The sequence below is a fragment of the Venatorbacter sp. C2-1 genome, from assembly GCF_022832715.1.
In the GTDB taxonomy this organism is placed as follows: Bacteria; Pseudomonadota; Gammaproteobacteria; order Pseudomonadales; family Oceanobacteraceae; genus Venatoribacter; species Venatoribacter alkanivorans.
On sequence record NZ_CP094879.1, the window covers coordinates 3,159,763 to 3,176,974 of the forward strand.

15 protein-coding genes are annotated in these 17,212 nt (G+C 50.2%); 9 read left to right on the top strand and 6 right to left on the bottom strand.

The features are described 5' to 3' along the window. Positions 1-177: 177 nt before the first annotated feature. Complete coding sequence (locus MT343_RS14175) at positions 178-1,413, bottom strand: DUF4124 domain-containing protein (RefSeq protein ID WP_145465960.1); 1,236 nt, start codon at positions 1,411-1,413, stop codon at positions 178-180. Positions 1,414-1,472: 59 nt separating this feature from the next. Then, complete coding sequence (locus MT343_RS14180) at positions 1,473-3,851, bottom strand: ATP-dependent helicase (RefSeq protein WP_186435735.1); 2,379 nt, start codon at positions 3,849-3,851, stop codon at positions 1,473-1,475. A gap of 385 nt (positions 3,852-4,236) precedes the next feature. Here MT343_RS14180 and MT343_RS14185 point away from each other — a divergent pair, with 385 nt between their 5' ends. From MT343_RS14185 to MT343_RS14220, 8 genes are all read left to right on the top strand, one after another. Then, a complete protein-coding gene (locus MT343_RS14185) occupies positions 4,237-4,833 on the top strand; it encodes a DUF998 domain-containing protein (protein ID WP_145465962.1) in 597 nt (198 codons plus the stop codon). After that, the gene (locus MT343_RS14190; protein WP_145465963.1) at positions 4,830-5,780 is read left to right on the top strand and encodes an alpha/beta hydrolase family protein; all 951 of its coding nucleotides are present in this window, start codon (positions 4,830-4,832) and stop codon (positions 5,778-5,780) included. Before MT343_RS14185 ends, MT343_RS14190 begins: the two co-directional genes overlap by 4 nt. Positions 5,781-5,804: 24 nt before the next feature. After that, positions 5,805-6,353 (top strand): NADAR family protein, encoded by a 549-nt coding sequence (locus MT343_RS14195; protein ID WP_145465964.1) that lies wholly within the window; start codon positions 5,805-5,807, stop codon positions 6,351-6,353. 759 nt (positions 6,354-7,112) lie between these two features. Next, positions 7,113-7,955 (top strand): hypothetical protein, encoded by an 843-nt coding sequence (locus MT343_RS14200; protein WP_145465965.1) that lies wholly within the window; start codon positions 7,113-7,115, stop codon positions 7,953-7,955. A gap of 105 nt (positions 7,956-8,060) precedes the next feature. Continuing rightward, positions 8,061-8,777: a hypothetical protein gene (locus MT343_RS14205; RefSeq protein ID WP_145465966.1), complete on the top strand. Its 717-nt coding sequence runs from the start codon at positions 8,061-8,063 to the stop codon at positions 8,775-8,777. Between the two features lie 377 nt (positions 8,778-9,154). Beyond that, positions 9,155-9,520, top strand: coding sequence for a hypothetical protein (locus MT343_RS14210; protein ID WP_243989406.1), 366 nt, complete (start codon positions 9,155-9,157; stop codon positions 9,518-9,520). 79 nt (positions 9,521-9,599) lie between these two features. Then, positions 9,600-9,950: a hypothetical protein gene (locus MT343_RS14215; RefSeq protein WP_145465968.1), complete on the top strand. Its 351-nt coding sequence runs from the start codon at positions 9,600-9,602 to the stop codon at positions 9,948-9,950. 47 nt (positions 9,951-9,997) lie between these two features. Then, on the top strand, positions 9,998-10,309 hold the full coding sequence (locus tag MT343_RS14220; protein WP_145465969.1) for a DUF3601 domain-containing protein: 312 nt from the start codon (positions 9,998-10,000) through the stop codon (positions 10,307-10,309). Positions 10,310-10,377: 68 nt separating this feature from the next. On the opposite strand, the gene MT343_RS14225 is transcribed toward MT343_RS14220, so the two are convergent. Beyond that, complete coding sequence (locus tag MT343_RS14225; RefSeq protein WP_145465970.1) at positions 10,378-10,986, bottom strand: NADPH-dependent FMN reductase; 609 nt, start codon at positions 10,984-10,986, stop codon at positions 10,378-10,380. Positions 10,987-11,043: 57 nt separating this feature from the next. Further along, a complete protein-coding gene (locus tag MT343_RS14230; protein WP_145465971.1) occupies positions 11,044-11,655 on the bottom strand; it encodes a glutathione S-transferase family protein in 612 nt (203 codons plus the stop codon). A 156-nt stretch (positions 11,656-11,811) separates the two neighbouring features. Here MT343_RS14230 and MT343_RS14235 point away from each other — a divergent pair, with 156 nt between their 5' ends. Then, positions 11,812-12,393, top strand: coding sequence for a TetR/AcrR family transcriptional regulator (locus MT343_RS14235; RefSeq protein ID WP_145465972.1), 582 nt, complete (start codon positions 11,812-11,814; stop codon positions 12,391-12,393). Between the two features lie 170 nt (positions 12,394-12,563). Here the strand turns inward: MT343_RS14235 and MT343_RS14240 are convergent, their stop codons facing one another. Further along, positions 12,564-13,475, bottom strand: coding sequence for a response regulator transcription factor (locus tag MT343_RS14240; protein ID WP_145465973.1), 912 nt, complete (start codon positions 13,473-13,475; stop codon positions 12,564-12,566). Beyond that, positions 13,462-16,932, bottom strand: coding sequence for an ATP-binding protein (locus tag MT343_RS14245; RefSeq protein ID WP_145465974.1), 3,471 nt, complete (start codon positions 16,930-16,932; stop codon positions 13,462-13,464). Before MT343_RS14245 ends, MT343_RS14240 begins: the two co-directional genes overlap by 14 nt. Positions 16,933-17,212: the final 280 nt, after the last annotated feature.

Sequence of the window (17,212 nt, forward strand, 5' to 3'; positions counted from 1 at the left end):
TGTCCTTGTTGGGCCCGGCATCACCGGACTGAAATATAACCGCCCTGTCTGAACAAGGCGTTGTGGCGTTACGCAAAGGCGACCCGGATAAACCTGTACGACCGATCTCTACGAAAGCGCTCAGTATAACAACTGGCTATCTGAGTACCACCCCCTGCCGCGCACCCAATCCTGTCATCAGTAATAGTGCGTGGTGAAATGCCCGTCCTGTAACCAGCGGGCGTAGCGCCCGTTTACCGCCGCCAGCCCACCGGGGTAGGCCTGATTAAAGAATTGTGACGGTATAAAAGGTGCACAGGGATGCTGCGCATAATGGCCCAGAGTCTGCCGCAACCAGCGCTTACCATCGTCATGGTCAATCAGAAAAAACACCATCGCTGCCGCACGGGCGTAATTCTCATCCTGCGCCATGCCGTTAAACTCAGCATGGCTGCGCCCGGCCAGCTCGCTGAAACCGGTCAGTCCCTGGGCGCTCAGCCGGTTAAAACCTGCGGCATCGGCTTTTATCTGGCCGGCATTCATCTGCCACTGCAGACCTTCAAGATATTGTGCCATCCCTTCGCTGAGCCAGATCGGTGTTGTGCCCAGCATGCCGGTCATCATCGCGTGGGTCATTTCATGGCGGGCAATACGCAGTGTCCATTCGTCACGCTGCTGGCGGGCAAGATATGCCTGATTATGGCCGCCACTGTAATACGCCATCCAGCCACTGTTTGCCCCCTGCTGCTGGCGGAATTCATCAAAGGCGCTCTGACTGGCAAACAGCACCAGATTCAGGTTGATCTGACGCCAGGCTTTCTGCGGAATAAAGCGCGTTAATACCCGGTAGAGTAAATCGGCTTCACGGCGCAGCTGAAATTCGAGCTGGGCGTCACCGGCCCAGCCCGGGTATTCCATCACCAGACGCACACCCTGAGTCGCCGCGGCGTATTTTTTACTGAGATCTTCCGCGCCGTTCTGTTGTGGCCGATCACCAAAGTGAACCTTGCCTTCGCTATCGGTCCAGCGATAGACCGCACCGCGTTCAACATCACGGATATCCTGTGTCGGTGGACGCACACATTCCGCGCCACCATGATTGCGGTAACCTGTGGGCATGCTGTCCGCCAGACTTTTGGCCGGCGCGGCGCTGGATGAGGAAGCCGCTGGGGCAGTATCAGACCAAGACTCATAACGGCCCGGAGCGCGCTCAGAAGCGACACCCGGCCCCGTCGTCACAGAAGCCGCTGTATGTGCATTGAATAATTGCGGTAACAGCCAGCCGTTGGGCTTAATGTCCAGTGGCTGCGGACTTAAACTCAGCCAGTGCTGACGCTGCTCAGGCGTGCTGTTCAGCCAGAACAGTTCCAGCGCCAGCGCTGCTATAAAGGTAACAAACAGCGTGGTCAGCATAATGCGCAGCAATGACTTCATGTCTCTTTTCTCCTGCAGCTTGTCGGCCTGTTTCAAGGGCTATAAACCGATCAGGCCGGTTATTCATTTTCCATAAAAGCACTGGCAGTTTTTTTATCCAGCGTACGCGCCTGAGCTTCGCCATCGAAACGGATTTTAATATAACGCTCATCTTCCGCCAGCACGACCCCTGCCCCGAGTGTGTCATGGCGGATACGGCGCTGTTCTTCTGCGGCCGAATATTTACGTTCGATAATATAATCCGCCGGCGCTTTGGGATAACCCGGTGCCGCCCGCCGCGGTGTACGTTCTGCCGATGCAGGCGCAGAAGTATCCAGGGTAAACGTCAGGTTAATATCCAGCTGGCGGCAATAATCCTGCAACCAGGATGCGGGGCTGCCATGGGGTATTTTTAACGCAACAGAGTCCGATTTCGTTTCAATAGCGCGGGCAATATCAACGCTGCGTTCAACCATCAGCTCCTGCTGAAAGCGGCTGCTCCAGTCGCGGGCGGAAGTTTGCCCGCCACCACGTTTCTGATCTTTAAACGGATCTGGCGCAATTAAGTGCAGTTGCTGTTTGGCGCGGGTCATCGCCACATAGAGCAGACGCCGCTCACTTTCTTCGCTGGCTGGCGTGGTGAATTCACCTTCGGGGGTATAAGGATAATAGTGGGCATTTAAACCGGGAATAATCACCACCGGCCACTCCAGACCTTTGCTCTTATGTATCGAGGTTAAATGCACACCGCCTTTTTTCTCACGGCTTTGCTGCAGACGCTGCGCCTTTAATTGCTGCAGATAATCCAGCGCGTTGCGGCTGTTCTGTTCCGACTCACGCATAAAATGAACAAAGGCTTTAATGGTTTGCAGCCGGTCTTCAATCTGCTGCGCCGAGAAAGCACTGTCGGCAATGCCGTCTTCCAGACCCGACTGATCAATATACTGCTGTAATAACCGGTGCGCCGGCATCGCCACATGTTCAGCACTGGCCAGCACTTCAGCACGGGCATCCAGCTGCTGACGCTGCCATTTACTCATATCGTCCGGCACCGCCGCCTGCAGCGCCTCACCAAAGTCGGCATCGGCCTGCGCCATCGTGCGTGCAATCTGCTCCAGCGTTGAGCGTTTAATCTTCGGGTATGGTGTGGTCAGTAACTGCAGCCAGGCATCGGTACGCTGTTCGGTATTACGCGCAGCAAAACGCCCGGCCGATATTTCCAGCAATATCCAGAAAATCTGCAATTCCCAGCGATCCAGTACCGACTGTGAATTATGCAGCTGATAAGGTATACCGGCCTGCAGAAGCCCCAGCTCAATCGGCGCACATAGCGCCCATAAGCGGTTAATAACGGCGATATTTTCCAGCGGCTGCTTTTCTGCCTCGCTTTTAATCAGGGTTAAAATCAGCGCTGGTTCATAACGGGCAAAATGCAGTCTGGCTTTCGTCTGCGGCGTGGACGGATGCGACAGGCACAGCACCGGCTCACGCTCTTTATTATGGGTAATCAGATGATTGGCCAGCAGCGACAGCGCATGACCATAGCGAAAGGTGTGCGGCAATTGGTAAGTGCTGACCTGCTGCATCTGCTGATCAAATTTCTGCACAATAAATTCCGGCTTCGAACCACGGAATTCATAAATCGTCTGATCCGGATCACCGATTACCATCACCGAACCGCGGCCACCGTACAGCACTTCCAGCAGATGCTGCTGAATGGCATTAATATCCTGATATTCATCGACCAGAATCCACTGCATATGACCGCCAAACTGTGCGGCGATTTCCGGCTGATAAATAAAGGCCATTACCGGATCGTGAAGCATATCGGCATAACTGATGCGCCGTTGCTGACGGCGCCAGTCTTCAAACAGATCAAACAGGTCGATAAAAATTTTGCAGCTGTCGGGCAGTTCCAGCGCGGCAAACACCTCAGCCGGCGGCTGCAGACCGGATTTCACCAGATCAATAAAGGCCAGTGCCGGTTCGACCCATTTTTTCCGCTGTGACAGAATTTCCTGACGGGTATCGTCATCCGCCAGCTGCTGCAGTAAACGCCAGACAATGGGCTCCATTTCGCCATCGGATAACGGTTTACCCTGAAACGGCGGCAAGACACCCTGAGCAATTAAGCGCTGATAAATACGCAGCCCCAACGAATGAAAGGTACGTACTTCCGGCAACGCCTGACGAGGCAATAAGCGACCTAATTTGGCCTCAAAATCCTCCCGTGCGGCGCGGTTATACATCAGCACCAGCAGACGCCGTGGGCTTACGCCCTCGCTCAGACGGGCAGCAATAAAGTGCGTCAGCGTCGTGGTTTTACCCGCACCCGCCACCGCCACCACCTTGGCATGACCCTGCTGATGCGCAATCACCTGTGCCTGCTGCGGTGTCAGCTGCGCCTGCTGCGGTGCCCGGCTTACCTGCGCCGTTTGCTGTTCCTGTGCAGAAGACACAGCAAGCGCATGGCTGGGGGGCGTATTGGGAGGTAAGTTACTGTTGGTCAAAGCGGGCACGGGCCTCTGGAGTTCAGTCGCCGGATTCTAACAGATTGGCGACACAGATTGATGCAGAGAGTGCCGCTCTTCGGCCAGACACGGTTCTCTGGTAACGGAACCTATCCATAATCCGGATAAAGAAACGCAGAACCGGCATACCTGCAAGCACCCCGCAGGTTCAATCCAGCCCAGCCTCTCCTCCCACGCATTGACTACCCACTCAACAACAGACAATATGGGCAGCGATAAACACGCCTGATAATGGTGTAAAAGGGGCGACTGACTGTTTGTGCGATGAAACCGGCCCGGCATTAAATGACCAACTGTCAGAGGGAATTTAAACGTGCTTAGCGTTATTTCTTACACGGGAATCATTGCTTCCATCTGGATCGTAGCAGGCGTTATTATTGCCTCATTGTTCTATCCGAACTACAGCCATTCCAGGCAATTTTGCAGCGAGCTGGGTGCTGCTGGCAGTCCAACCCAGAAACTCTCACCACTTATTAACAATTACCCTTTAGGCCTCTTATTTATCCTGTTTGGATATTACCTGATCAGCACCCACGCCGAGAGCACAGCAACCGTTGCTATCGGCATTATGGTTGTCATTCATGGATTAAGTACGTGGATTTGTGGCCTTTTTCCTATGGATGCAGATCCATATACAACGACCCCGACCATGCCTTGCCAGATTCATTCATGGTCGGGAATGGTTATGCTGATTTCGTTTATTGTTGCCCCGGCAATTGCTGTATTTTCAGATACCTACCCGACAGCCATCCGGGTCTTTTCATTTATCTGCTTGCTCGGCTGCTTTTATTTTTCATACCGGCTGAGCGTATCCTTTAAAGAAAGAACCAACCCGGGCACTCACCAGCGGCTGAGTTACGGATTCCAGATTCTCTGGCTGTTTGTTTACTCTGCCTTCATGATCGCATGAACATTAAAGCCTTAACGCTGTTCGTACTGCTCATCTCTCAGGCGCTGTACTCCCGAAGCTTACCTGCTGCGGAATCATTTAAAATAGCCAGAAGCGATGGTACAAACATCACCTACTATCTGCTTACTCAGGATAATCCGGAGAAGACACTGCTGGTATTAATACAGGGTTCCGATTGCAACAGCGTCCGCCACAATAAGCGGATTAACAGCGAGTTCCCGGATGTAGTGCCGCAAGCCAGTATTTTAACGGTTGAGAAATATGGCATTACCGCCGAATTCCCCTGGAGCAACACTTCTGAAGGGGATGACTGCCCTGTGGCCTATATCAAAAATGACTCACCAAAGCAGAGGGTGAAAGACTACACCCAGGTGTTAAGCACCTTACGAAAAGAAAGAAAATATAAAAGAATCGTCCTGCTCGGAGGGAGTGAAGGTGCTGTCGTAGCCAACCTGCTCGCGTCAGAATTGAGTTACATTAATGCCACCGTATCACTCAACGGTGGTGCCCCAAGATTTATAGACGATGTTCTGCACAATATAAAATCCCAGTCACCATCCGCTGAGGCATACCAGGAAGCCGAAAATGGCTTTACCGGCTTTTATAAACATATCCTCAACAGCGAACCCTTTGAGCTTAGTATGAGCGGGCATGGTTACCAGTGGTGGCGAAACATGTTTGAAATTGACCAAAGGGCAATACTTTCCAGAGTAGAAACTCCACTGTTACTCATTCAGTCGGGGCTGGATAAAAATGTTTCCGTACGTCTGGCTCAGGAGCAAGCAGCAGAACTCGCTAAAGACCAGCCCAATATTGAATTTAAGATGTATAACAACCTTGATCATTCATTTAATATGCCCGACGGAAGCAGCAGGGTTGACGACGTTATACAGGATATAAGGTTATGGCTGGACGGTTCTCATAAACAGCTTAACAGCGATTTTTAATAAAAACTGAAGTGTGGTACCAAATTGACGATTCAGAGCAGGGAAGAACTCATTGACCATATCGGTCACGGTAACCCTGTGACCTATGTTTTCTTTTGGGGCCACCAAAAGCCCAAAACAGGTGTCTCAAAATCCTGTTTCAGTCAGTGGTACGAGTCACCATTTGTCGATGAACAGCAGACATACCTGACGGCAGAACACTATATGATGGCCAAAAAGGCTGAGCTTTTCAGCGATAACAGTGCGCTGAAAGTAGTGCTTGCCAGCAAGACACCGAACGAAGCAAAAAAAGCGGGACGTGGCATACCTGGCTTCGACGAGGATAAATGGCTACAACACCGCTTTGAAATCGTGGTATCAGCTAACTTTGCTAAATTTTCGCAAAACCCGGAGCTGAAGGAATTTCTGCTCAATACCGGGGACAGTATTCTGGTAGAGGCCAGCCCTGTGGATTCGATATGGGGAATTGGCCTGACGGCCGACGATCCGGCAGCCTCTGAGCCACATAACTGGCAGGGCCAGAATTTGCTGGGTTTTGCCCTGATGCGGGTACGTGACCAGCTGAAATGCTAAACCACTACCATTCCAGCCTATTACAATGCCAGGCCACTACAATTCCAGACACTAAAAAGCCTTGCTAACCGTTGCCATCTTATCCCTCCGGCATCCCTCACCTATACCTATACCCTGCCCCCGGCCAGACCGTTCCGGATAGCGGAAGCCAGTTGTGACTATTTCTATCAATTATTGAACCCATCCTAAAACTTCAGTACTCTCAAACCACAGCAGGGATGCCGCCATATCGTACGAACACACCGTCCAAACAACCGCCCTCCCCGCTAACAATCCCGAATGATAAAGCCACGCGATTCCTGCCCTGCGTATATAAGGATGGGCGGCAGCGTGTCTGGAATACAAGCAGACTTGAGTGATTTTCACGGCCGGAAAAGCACTGAAAATGACCAGAGAAAATAATGCCACAAACAACCAGTATATTTTACTGTTTACAGAATCTGATGCGCGTTTACGCTCCGGTAGCAAAACACGCATGCGCGGATTGACACTTTCGGCCTAGGAAGAATGTAAGAAAATCAATCACTTAGGATTCTACAAAAAGTGATAACGCGCAAAATGTAAAGAACACTTCAGGGTAAAAGCGCGCATGCGCGTTTATATCCTGACAAGAAAGAAAATAACGATGATTTTTACAGCCCGGACAATGGGTTAGGCTGGAAATCTGAATAAAGGCTTAGGTGTGTTAATGAGCATGCCTACTAAGAAACTGTTAGGCTCCATTAAATTCACAACTCATGGTTAAAGGGAAGCTAAAAAGTGAGTAGAAAAAATCCATGGGATGTACCTGAATGGCACGCTCTTGGCCGAGAAGCGTCATTAGTTAGGCATTTAATTGGCTCTGGTGCAACGGCTATAGGCAGGGCAAATTATGCAGATAAGATGGGCGAATATTACACGGCTTTTTTTGGCCTATCGGTTGGGTTAGAAAGACTTTCAAAGCTAATACTGGTTGCGCATTATGCTATCGAAAATAGCGGGAAGATGCCTGATGAGAAAGTGGTTAGGAAATTTGGTCATAAGTTAATTGACCTAGCCAATGAGGTTGAGAGTATTTCCGAAAGGATGCAGCTATCGCTTCGCTATTCTCGTCCTACACAAGAAATTCCACAAAAAATTCTTGAGTGCTTAGATTCATTTGCTGACGCTAGACGAGGTAGGTATGCAAATTTTGCTTCACTAGACAATCCTAATTTAACTGCAGATGAACCAATAAATAAGTGGTGGGGCGAGGTAGCTGAGTGCATATTAGAAAAGCACTATTACGGAAAGGCTGCGCAAAGGCGAGTTGAAAGTAGAGCAAAATTAATAGATTCGATGATTTCACCATTTACGATGGTAATACATACGAATGAAAGTGGGCATACCATGCAGGACGTTGAGTCTGCCTCTATACGTACCGGCCAGAATGAAATCGTGCAAAAGTGGGGTAGGTATCATTCTTTGGCTATCTCTAGGTGGCTTTCAACTGTTCTGTCTGAACTTTCTCATGTCGCTTGCTATACACATGGCATAGATGGTTTTTTTGGCCTGAATGAATATTTTTATAGTTACACTGTCGACGATAGTTTTCTAAAGACGAGAAAAGTATGGCCTTTGTAGCAGTGAAAAGCCTAACAAATCAATCAACTTCGCGCCTACGGCGCCGGACGCAGCAAAGCTGCGCCGGTTATTGAGGCGTTATGTTTTAGGAGATAGCGAATAACTATGGAAATACAGCCAAGGCATGTTGTTTGTATCCTGAACAATGATCAGGATGTCATTAGAAATCTGTGCAAGGAATACCCGGGGTTTGAATATGACGAGGAATATTCTCATGGTAATTTCCAAGAAGGAATGAGTACAGCTTTTGCGGCCTCTATGGAGTGCTTAATACCGTCCTTTGTACTTGAAGATCAGGAATCTATATACAAGCATACAGCTGTAAACTACGTCCTTTCTCCGAGAATGCATAAACAAGATGCGGTAGATATATCACAAAAAATGCTGTCATTTGTTGCGGAGGCATTTAAATTGGGGGCACTAGCTGTCAAAGGAGAGAGTTCAGGTATAGCGCATGGGAAGTTACGGTGGCTGGAGCTTTCAGAGCGCTCAAAAGAACCTGAAAACCAATTAAGTTCCCTATACCGAGCATGGGTACGATTACCAATTTCTGACGATAGTAAACTCTATTCCGTTGGAATGCATTTAATCGGAATGAAAGATGTTGAAATAAACAACTGCGATTCCGCAATTGATGATTTGGATATGTTCCTATTGTACCTAGTCGTAGATCGGGCTGAACCTAATATCAAGAACGGGCAAACGTTTAGTAAAGACAATGAATCAATGGTTTATACAATTAATGGCATTGACTGTAATCGATATGAAAGCGATGACTTTTTCTATAATCCATATGGATTGTGGTCACTTACAAGTAAATAAACATAACAAAAACAGCCAAGGCGACGCCAAAAAACGGCGCGCTTGCTGTTGGCGTTATGTGTCAGTCTAATAAGTGAGTACAGTGAACGATAAAGTAAATGAAAACCCTGAGTGGGTTACTCGTGGAAAGACAATCAAGCAGCTAATTAAAGAGCTGCAAACATTCGAAAACCAAGATCTCGAAGTTAAAGTGTCTACTGACGGTGGTGAAACATTTAAGTGTATTAGTCTGGTCGGCAAACACAATGATAATGGCACACCAATATGTGGGCTAGAGAACTGTGAGTAAACACATAACAAGCAAAGGCAGCATCGCCCTGCGGGCTGGACGCGCTAACGCGCGCCGCTGCTTTGGGCGTTAAAAGGCACCCACGGAAATGAGTAAGTTCAAGCATCATAGTAACTTTCCAAAGGAGAAACATATACAAAGCTACCTCTTTCCAAACTTGTGCTTTGAATGCTGCAAGAGCTTTAAAAAACCGCAAGCGCCGGAATTAAGAAAGTGTCCTGAGTGCGGTGGGGTTCTAATTGAGGTGGGTCAAAAATTTTCTGCGCCCAAAGCCACTGATAAGGCTCAGTGGGAGAAAGTTAGATTTTTAGTGGAGCATGGTTTCCTGTTCCAATCAGTCTACGAACAAAGGGAAGATGGTGGCTTTTATCATGTCGCATACCCAGCGTCGCTCAAGGAGGCAAAAGAGTTTGTAGTAAAGTATAAGGAGCAGGCCGTTGACTCTACCTTTTAACAAGTCAATCAACTTCGCGCCTACGGCACCGGATGCAGCAAAGCTGCGCCGGTTATTGAAACGTTAAATTTACGAGAAAATGATGAGCTACGACTTAAATTTCTGGAATGAACCGGCAGGTTTTAAAGCCGCACCTGTGGATGTTTATCGCAGCCTGTCAGAGGGAGTTCCTTTTGATGGCCTATCCCAGATTGATGTTACTGGCTTCTATAAGAGAATCATTCAAGAATTTCCAGGTACTGAAGAAGCTAACGGGGTTCTAAATTGGGAAGGTGAAGAGAATTCTTTTCAAGCTTCTTCAAGCGCGCAACATGTCAGAATTGATTGTTATGGTCAGCCCGGAGAGTGGATGAACGTATTCATAGACATAGGTAAAGAGTTCGGGTGTCGATTGTATGATCCACAGACTAATGAACGATTTACCGGATAAAAAGTTAACAAGGCCATCATAGAGCCTCAACACGAGTCTTTTTACCCATGACCTTCGGCCCGAAACCTGCCGGTACCTGGACCGGCCATAAAGCAGCAAACTGCGGTGATAATCATAATTTTCTGCGCGCCGGTGAGCGTTATGAGGTTATTCAGGAATTTTCCGATTACGATCAGCATCTGCACGCCGTTGGGGAAAGCTGGGTATTTCTGGGTTATTCATTTCTGCCGTACGACGACGGCATGTCATTTTTCGTGTCGTTCGACGGCGAACAGGAGTGGCATATCCGTCTGCAGTGGCGCCCGGAGGAACAGGGCCAGCTGCTGGACAACTTAGAGCAGTATATCCGCGCTCTTTAGTCCGTGCGCTCTAGTCCGTCCGTGAACTCTAGTCCGCACGTTGTCAGCGGGCAGTCGGCCTGTATGTGTTACGACATACCGTTAGAAAAGTCCGCCAGTCCTGCACACAATCTGTCGCGTACCGGTTTCAGGGCTTCGGTGTAGGTCATCAGTAAGTCCAGCGCGTAACGGGTGCGCTTTTCCAGATAAACATCACTCATACGCCCTTCCTGGCCCATCCAGAGGTCATTCACATCACGCAGCAGCAGATGCTCAGGCAGATATAACAGGCGCGAGTTTTTATAGCCGCTGTGGCGTAACTCGGCAATCACAAAAGCGCCACCGGCCGAAGCCGATACACCAACCAGTAATACCGGTTTATGCGCCAGTTCTTTCATCCCGCACCAGAGCAGAAAATTTTTCAGTCCTGCCGGCACCATGCCGTGCCATTCGGGCACGATAAATACAAAAGCATCGGCGGCTGCAGCACGGGCTTTTACCTGAGCCACGTCCTGCTCTTCTGTACTGCCTGCGGCCAATGGCTCGCCATCCCAGAGTGGCAGCTTACTCTGATACAGGTCGATCAGACTCGCCTTACCGGCCAGAAAATGCTGATTCATATAATCGGCAATACGGCGACTTTGTGAATTGGCACGATGGCTGGCCACCACCAGACAAATATTAAGATCGGTATTCATAACAACCTCCCTGCGCAATGGTAATCCGCCAGGCGGCTGCCCGGCGGACTGAGACTGTTATGCAGTATAGGACGGACGCGCTTTCATTTGCGCGTGCCAGCGCTGAATAGCCGGAAAATCTTCGGTAATACGCAACTGAATCACCTTACCGAACTCCAGCGAGCAAAGAGCCGTGATGTCTGCCACAGAGAAGTGATCACCCGCCACAAATTCATGCTTTTGCAGCTGCTGTTCCAGAATGGGTAAGAACGCAGCCGCCAGCTTACCGGCTTCTTCGCCCCAGGCGGCAACCGGTGTCATACGGTCTTTGAAAAAGCCGGTCGTATGCTGGAAGCAATGGCCAATCGGCATTAATAAGGCGTTGTCGAGGCGGCGATCCCACATCTCAATCAGCGCTTTCTCTTTGGCATCGCGCCCCATCAGATTCGGTTCCGGCTGAATTTCTTCCAGATAACGGTATATGGCTGCGGTTTCAGCAATACAGGTGCCGTCATCAAGCTCCAGTACCGGTACTTTCGCCAGACGGTTACGCTCGCGGAATTCAGGCTTGAGGTTCTCGCCTCCGGCAAGATCGATATTAATCACCTCGACACCGGTAATACCCTTTTCTGCCAGAGCCATACGGCTGCGACGCGGATTGGGTGCCATATTGGCGCTGTACAGTTTCATACGGATTCCTTGATTGACGGGTTAGCGGATCAGACTCTTTTATTTTCAGAATGACCATTCTGGATTACACTAGCCAATATCAGAATGATCAGTCAAGAAAGAATTCGCTTAGCTGCCTGATCCTGCCGGCAATCTTCAGAACATACAGGTAATTCAATGGCCAGAACCAAGTCATTCGATCCCGCTCAGGTACTGCATCAGGCCATGCTGCTGTTCTGGCGCGAAGGATTCCGCCAGCTATCGATGGAAAATCTGGTGCAGAAACTCGGGGTTAACCGCTACAGCCTGTATCAGACCTTTGGCAATAAACAGGATTTTTTCCATCAGGCACTGGTGCTCTATACCGATAATATTTTTAACCGTATGCTGCGGCCACTGCAGGAACAGCAGGGAAAAACCGCCATAATTGCTTACTTCCGCCTGATACAGCAGCAGCTGCAGCACGATCAGGCCAGCGCCGGTTGTATGCTGCTGAACGCCAGCCTGAATGCGGGACAATTACATGAAGAAAGTCTGAACCTGATTAAAAACGGCCTGCGTCGCCAGGAAGAAAGCCTGAAGAAAGCCCTGCAGCAGGCAATTGATAATAACGAGCTCAGCCGCCCGCGTGACCCGCTGACCGCCTCACGTTTTCTCGCCAGCCAGGTACATGCCATGGTGCTGTTACGTCAGAATGCCGGAAAAAAACGCGTGCATGACGTACTGGAATTTATGCTGGCCGAGCTCGAAGCCTGGTAACAACTCAGGGCCTGTTAATTCACGCTCTAACAGGCCGTTGATTTTCGTTTTCGAGGCAGTCAATGCAAGGCAAAAACCGGCGAAAAAGCGCAGTTTACAGGTCGTAAATGAGCATTTTGAGTCGGTTTTTAACACTGCAGTGGCAACGCAGATAGGAAATCAACAGCCTGCTAATGGTTAACCGCCAGTACGCCAAGGCTGACTGCTGCCGCCGAGGTGCGGTTTTCTACTCCCAGCTTACGGAATACCTGCTCCAGATGTTTATTCACCGTACGCGGGCTCATGGTCAGAATCTGGCCAATATCCTGATTGCTTTTTCCCCGCGCCAGCCACAAAAGTACTTCTGATTCACGCTCGGTAAGGCCAAACTGCTGACGTAAGTCCTGACACAGCAAGGTATCATCCTCCTCCATCAGGCGCAGTAAAAATTCTCCCGGATAAGGCTGCCCCAGCAAGCGTAAGGTCAGCGTCTGTTCACCCAGCTGTAATTTAAACTGGCTGTGTTTTTGTGGCGCGCGACTCAGCCAGCCAATTGCCTGCTGCTGCAATGCCTGCGCTAAGGCATCACCGTTGTAATTCAGTGCCGCCAGTAATTCCTGCGCACGGTTGGTAGACCACAGTATTTCGCCATGCAGTGAGCAGGAAAATGCCGGCTGTGCCAATTCATTTAATGCGCCGCGGGCACTCTGGGTTTTACGGGCATTATTAATATGTACCTGCGCACGGGCGAGTAACTCATTCAGCCTTACCGGCTTGGTAAGGTAATCCACACCGCCACATTCCAATCCGCGGATAACATGTTCGCTGTCACTCAGACCTGTCATAAAAATAACGGGAATATCCTGCAAATCGACGTTGTCCTTTAACGCTTTACAGGCTTCAAAGCCATCCATATTCGGCATAATGGCATCCAGCAGAATTAAATCCGGTGCCATTCGTTCGGCAATATTCAGTGCCTGTATGCCATCCATCGCCACCAATACGGTGTAACCGGCAGTGCTTAATGCCTCATTCAGCATGGTTAACGATTCGGCGGTATCATCGGCGATTAATACCAGCCCTTTGCTTTCAGCCCGGATCATTGGCAAGTACCTTCTGGCTGATGGAAATAACGGATGCAAACTGATAGTTACGCACATATTCACGCAACTGATTAATACAACGCTCATCGGCGCCTGCACTGGCCATACGCTGTAATACCAGCTCTATTCCGCCGACATAACCGATCTCGGCCATTGCCTTAAGTTCACGCGCCTCTGCTGGCGGAATATTCTGCCAGTTAAGGCTGTCGCTCGTGGCGGCTATAAAACGCTCGCCGCTGGTCGTTTCACTGTGGTAATACCATTCCAGTTCCAGCACGGTGGCAATTTTATCCAGCAGCGCCTGATCACGGATGGGTTTAATCAGGTAGGCATCGTTTAATTGTCCGGACGCCGGGATGGCACCGCCCTGATTCGCTGCCGATTGGCGATCTTCGGCATCCGCTGACACCATAATAACCGGCGCTTTAACACCACGGCTGCGCAATTGCCGCAATAATTCCCAACCGGTCATTCCCGGCATGGAAATATCCAGCAGAAAAACATCCACCCCGGCACCGGCAAATGACTGCAGGCAGGAAAAGCCATCCGGCGCTTCCAGCACCACAAAACCGAGCGGCATTAATATCTCGCTGATAAGGCCACGATGAGAAGCATCATCATCAACCACCATGACTGTTTTTTGCGCACCTTTTAAGCCACTGATTTGCCGGGCCGGTGATGATCGTTTAGAGGATCTGGCAAGGCTGGAAAGCATCATCGACAGGCGGAACACACTGCCCTTACCCGGCTCGCTGCTGAGAGTAATTTCTCCCCCCATAATATCGGCCAATAACTGACTGATGGTCAGCCCAAGGCCCGTCCCCGGCATTTGCGGCAAGCCGGGTTTGCGGATGCGCTCAAAGGGCTGAAATATGCGTTGGCACTCAGCTTCTTCAATCCCGACACCGGTATCAATGATGGTAAATTCGGCAACCTGACTGCGATAACGCACCGCCAGTGTCACCGAGCCCTGCTGAGTAAATTTAACCGCATTGGATAGCAGATTAATCAGAATCTGGCGCAGGTGTTTTTCATCGGTGGCGACCATTTCCGGTAAATGAGCACAGGACAGATAAATAAACTCCACACCTTTGCTTTCTGCCTGCAGGCGGAACATATCCACCAGTTCCTGTAATAAATGGCCGATGGCGACTTCATCGCGGCGGATTTCCAGACGCCCAGCTTCAATTCTGGAAATATCCAATAAGCCTTCAATCAGATCCGCCAGATGATCACCACTGCGACGGATAAGGCTGATTTTATTACGCTGACCCGGCAGTAGCTGACTGTCTTTTTCCAGCAGCTGTGCATACCCCAGAATAGAATTCAGCGGGCTGCGTAATTCATGACTGATTCCACCAAGATAACGGCTCTTGGCCTGATTCGCAGCCTCAGCCAGTTCTTTGGCCTGCTGCAATGCCCGATCGGTTGCTTCGTGGGCAGCGATCTCGCGGGTTAATAACTCTGTCTGCCGCACCGACTCGTCCAGAGCAAACTGGCGGCTTTCGTTGGCCAGAACAAACAGCCAGATTAAAACGCCGACAATAATCAGTAATAACAGGTACACCTGTATTAATGTTGCCCCGACCAGATGCTGACCGGAATCGGCAGCCGGTACCTGCACATACACCAGCCAGAACAACACCGCGACAATACCGGCAATTAATAACAATAAACCGCTGAACTGCATCAGACGCGGATTCATTTTCTGTACCAGCCAGACAGGCAACAGGGTTTCCAGCAGGGTCTGCATCTGCTCGCTTAAGCGCGACCTGTCTTTGCACTGATCATGGCAGCGGGATTCCAGCGTACAGCATAAAGAGCAGATATGGCCTTTATAGGCCGGACAGCTGGCAATATCTTCACTGTCAAAATGGTTATCACACACCACGCACTGCAGCGGTGCGGCGGCCACAGCAGATGCCGCTGTCTCTGAATTTTCCTCTGCTGTTTCTTCTGCCGCTTTTTCTGCCAGGGGAATAATATCGCGCGCCAGATAAAAGCGGCCACGGGTAATAATGGCCAATAAAGGCGATGTAATAAAAGCCGTCGCCAATGCCAGATAAGGTGACAAAGCCTGCGGTAGCTCGCCTAAAACGCCGACATAACAGACGATACCAATCAGCGATGCCAACAACATAGCGCCGAAGCCGACCGGATTAATGTCGTATAAATAGGCTCGTTTAAACTCAATATGCTTAGGGCTTAAGCCCAGAGGTTTATTAATGATCAGATCGGCGACCAGAGCCCCCACCCAGGCCACGGCAACATTGGAGTAAATACCCAGAATATGTTCCAGCGACTGATAAACCCCCAGCACCATTAACAGCAGTGCAATCATCACGTTAAACACCAGCCAGACCACCCGGCCCGGATGACTGTGCGTTAAGCGCGAAAAGAAATTCGACCAGGCAATAGAACCGGCATAAGCATTGGTTACGTTAATTTTTACCTGACAGAGAATGACGAAAATACCGGTCAATGCCAGCACAGCCATAGGCGAATCGCTGATATAACCAAAAGCTACACGGTACATCTGGGTTGGGTCTGCGGCATCGAGCACAGATAAACCATGCTGCACCGCGAGCACCGCCAGAAAAGAACCCGCGAGAATTTTCAGTGCTCCCACCAGAATCCAGCCCGGACCGCCACCAATCAGGGCCAGCCACCAGCGCAGTTTATGCCGGGGTTCTGGCTCCGGCAGAAAGCGTAAAAAATCGACCTGCTCACCGATTTGCGCAATCAGTGAAAAAACCACCGCTGAGGCTGCACCAAAGTAGATCAGATTAAATTTTCCGCCACTTTCCGGTGCATCTTCTGTGCGGTTGCCAATACCGGGAAACGCAATCCACTGCTCTGCAGCGGACCACTCGTGCCAGAGAATAAAGATAAACGGCAGCAACTGCAGAATCAGCCACAACGGCTGACTCCAGAGCTGAAAGCGGCTGATAAAAGTAATGCCATGGGTCACCAGCGGAATCACAATCAGTGCGCTGAGCAGGTAACCTGCGGCCAGGGGCAGGCCGAATAATATCTCCATCGCCGAGGCCATAATGGCTGATTCAAGGGCAAAAAAGATAAAGGTAAACGAGGCATAAATCAGCGAGGTAATGGTTGATCCGATATAGCCGAAGCCGGCACCGCGACTGAGCAGATCAATATCAACACCATAGCGTGCAGCGTAGTAACTGATGGGAATCGCGGTCAGAAAAATAATGGCTGACACCACCATAATGGCGCTGACGGCGCTGTTAAAACCGTACATCAGCGTAATTGCCGCACCGATGGCTTCGAGCGCTAAAAAAGAAATGGCTCCCAGCGCCGTATTGGAAACACGCGCGGCCGACCAGCGCCGCGCCTTTTTGGCGGTAAAGCGCAGGGCGTAATCTTCCAGTGTCTGGTTTGCTACCCAGCGGTTGTAACTGCGCCGGGTTTTGTACACCACTTGCTCAGACATAGTCTGTTCTGCCTCTCTCAGCTTATTGTCAGCTGACCTGTCGCCACCGCGGTGACGCCGATAGAAAGACATCCTGTCCACAACACCTGCTTAAGCGCAGAAAAATCCATCTTGTGCCGGCCCGCAGGCTCTTCCTCTCAGGCCTCAGGACTCTAATCACATCCCATGCCAACTGCTATGCGTCAAATGACGTAGGTGACTGGAGCAATTGGCGAATTCTTACAGGAAGCCCACTGACGCATTCTGAGCAGGCTTAAGTTCAACTCAAAAACGTACTCAA

What these genes read in the sequence shown, in the direction of transcription:
- MT343_RS14190 (WP_145465963.1), top strand. Translation starts at nt 4,830, where the DNA reads ATGAACATTAAAGCCTTAACGCTGTTCGTACTGCTCATCTCTCAGGCG.
- MT343_RS14230 (WP_145465971.1), bottom strand. Translation starts at nt 11,655, where the DNA reads ATGAAACTGTACAGCGCCAATATGGCACCCAATCCGCGTCGCAGCCGT.
- MT343_RS14235 (WP_145465972.1), top strand. Translation starts at nt 11,812, where the DNA reads ATGGCCAGAACCAAGTCATTCGATCCCGCTCAGGTACTGCATCAGGCC.
- MT343_RS14220 (WP_145465969.1), top strand. Translation starts at nt 9,998, where the DNA reads ATGACCTTCGGCCCGAAACCTGCCGGTACCTGGACCGGCCATAAAGCA.
- MT343_RS14240 (WP_145465973.1), bottom strand. Translation starts at nt 13,475, where the DNA reads ATGATCCGGGCTGAAAGCAAAGGGCTGGTATTAATCGCCGATGATACC.
- MT343_RS14175 (WP_145465960.1), bottom strand. Translation starts at nt 1,413, where the DNA reads ATGAAGTCATTGCTGCGCATTATGCTGACCACGCTGTTTGTTACCTTT.
- MT343_RS14245 (WP_145465974.1), bottom strand. Translation starts at nt 16,932, where the DNA reads ATGTCTGAGCAAGTGGTGTACAAAACCCGGCGCAGTTACAACCGCTGG.
- MT343_RS14225 (WP_145465970.1), bottom strand. Translation starts at nt 10,986, where the DNA reads ATGAATACCGATCTTAATATTTGTCTGGTGGTGGCCAGCCATCGTGCC.
- MT343_RS14215 (WP_145465968.1), top strand. Translation starts at nt 9,600, where the DNA reads ATGATGAGCTACGACTTAAATTTCTGGAATGAACCGGCAGGTTTTAAA.
- MT343_RS14205 (WP_145465966.1), top strand. Translation starts at nt 8,061, where the DNA reads ATGGAAATACAGCCAAGGCATGTTGTTTGTATCCTGAACAATGATCAG.
- MT343_RS14210 (WP_243989406.1), top strand. Translation starts at nt 9,155, where the DNA reads ATGAGTAAGTTCAAGCATCATAGTAACTTTCCAAAGGAGAAACATATA.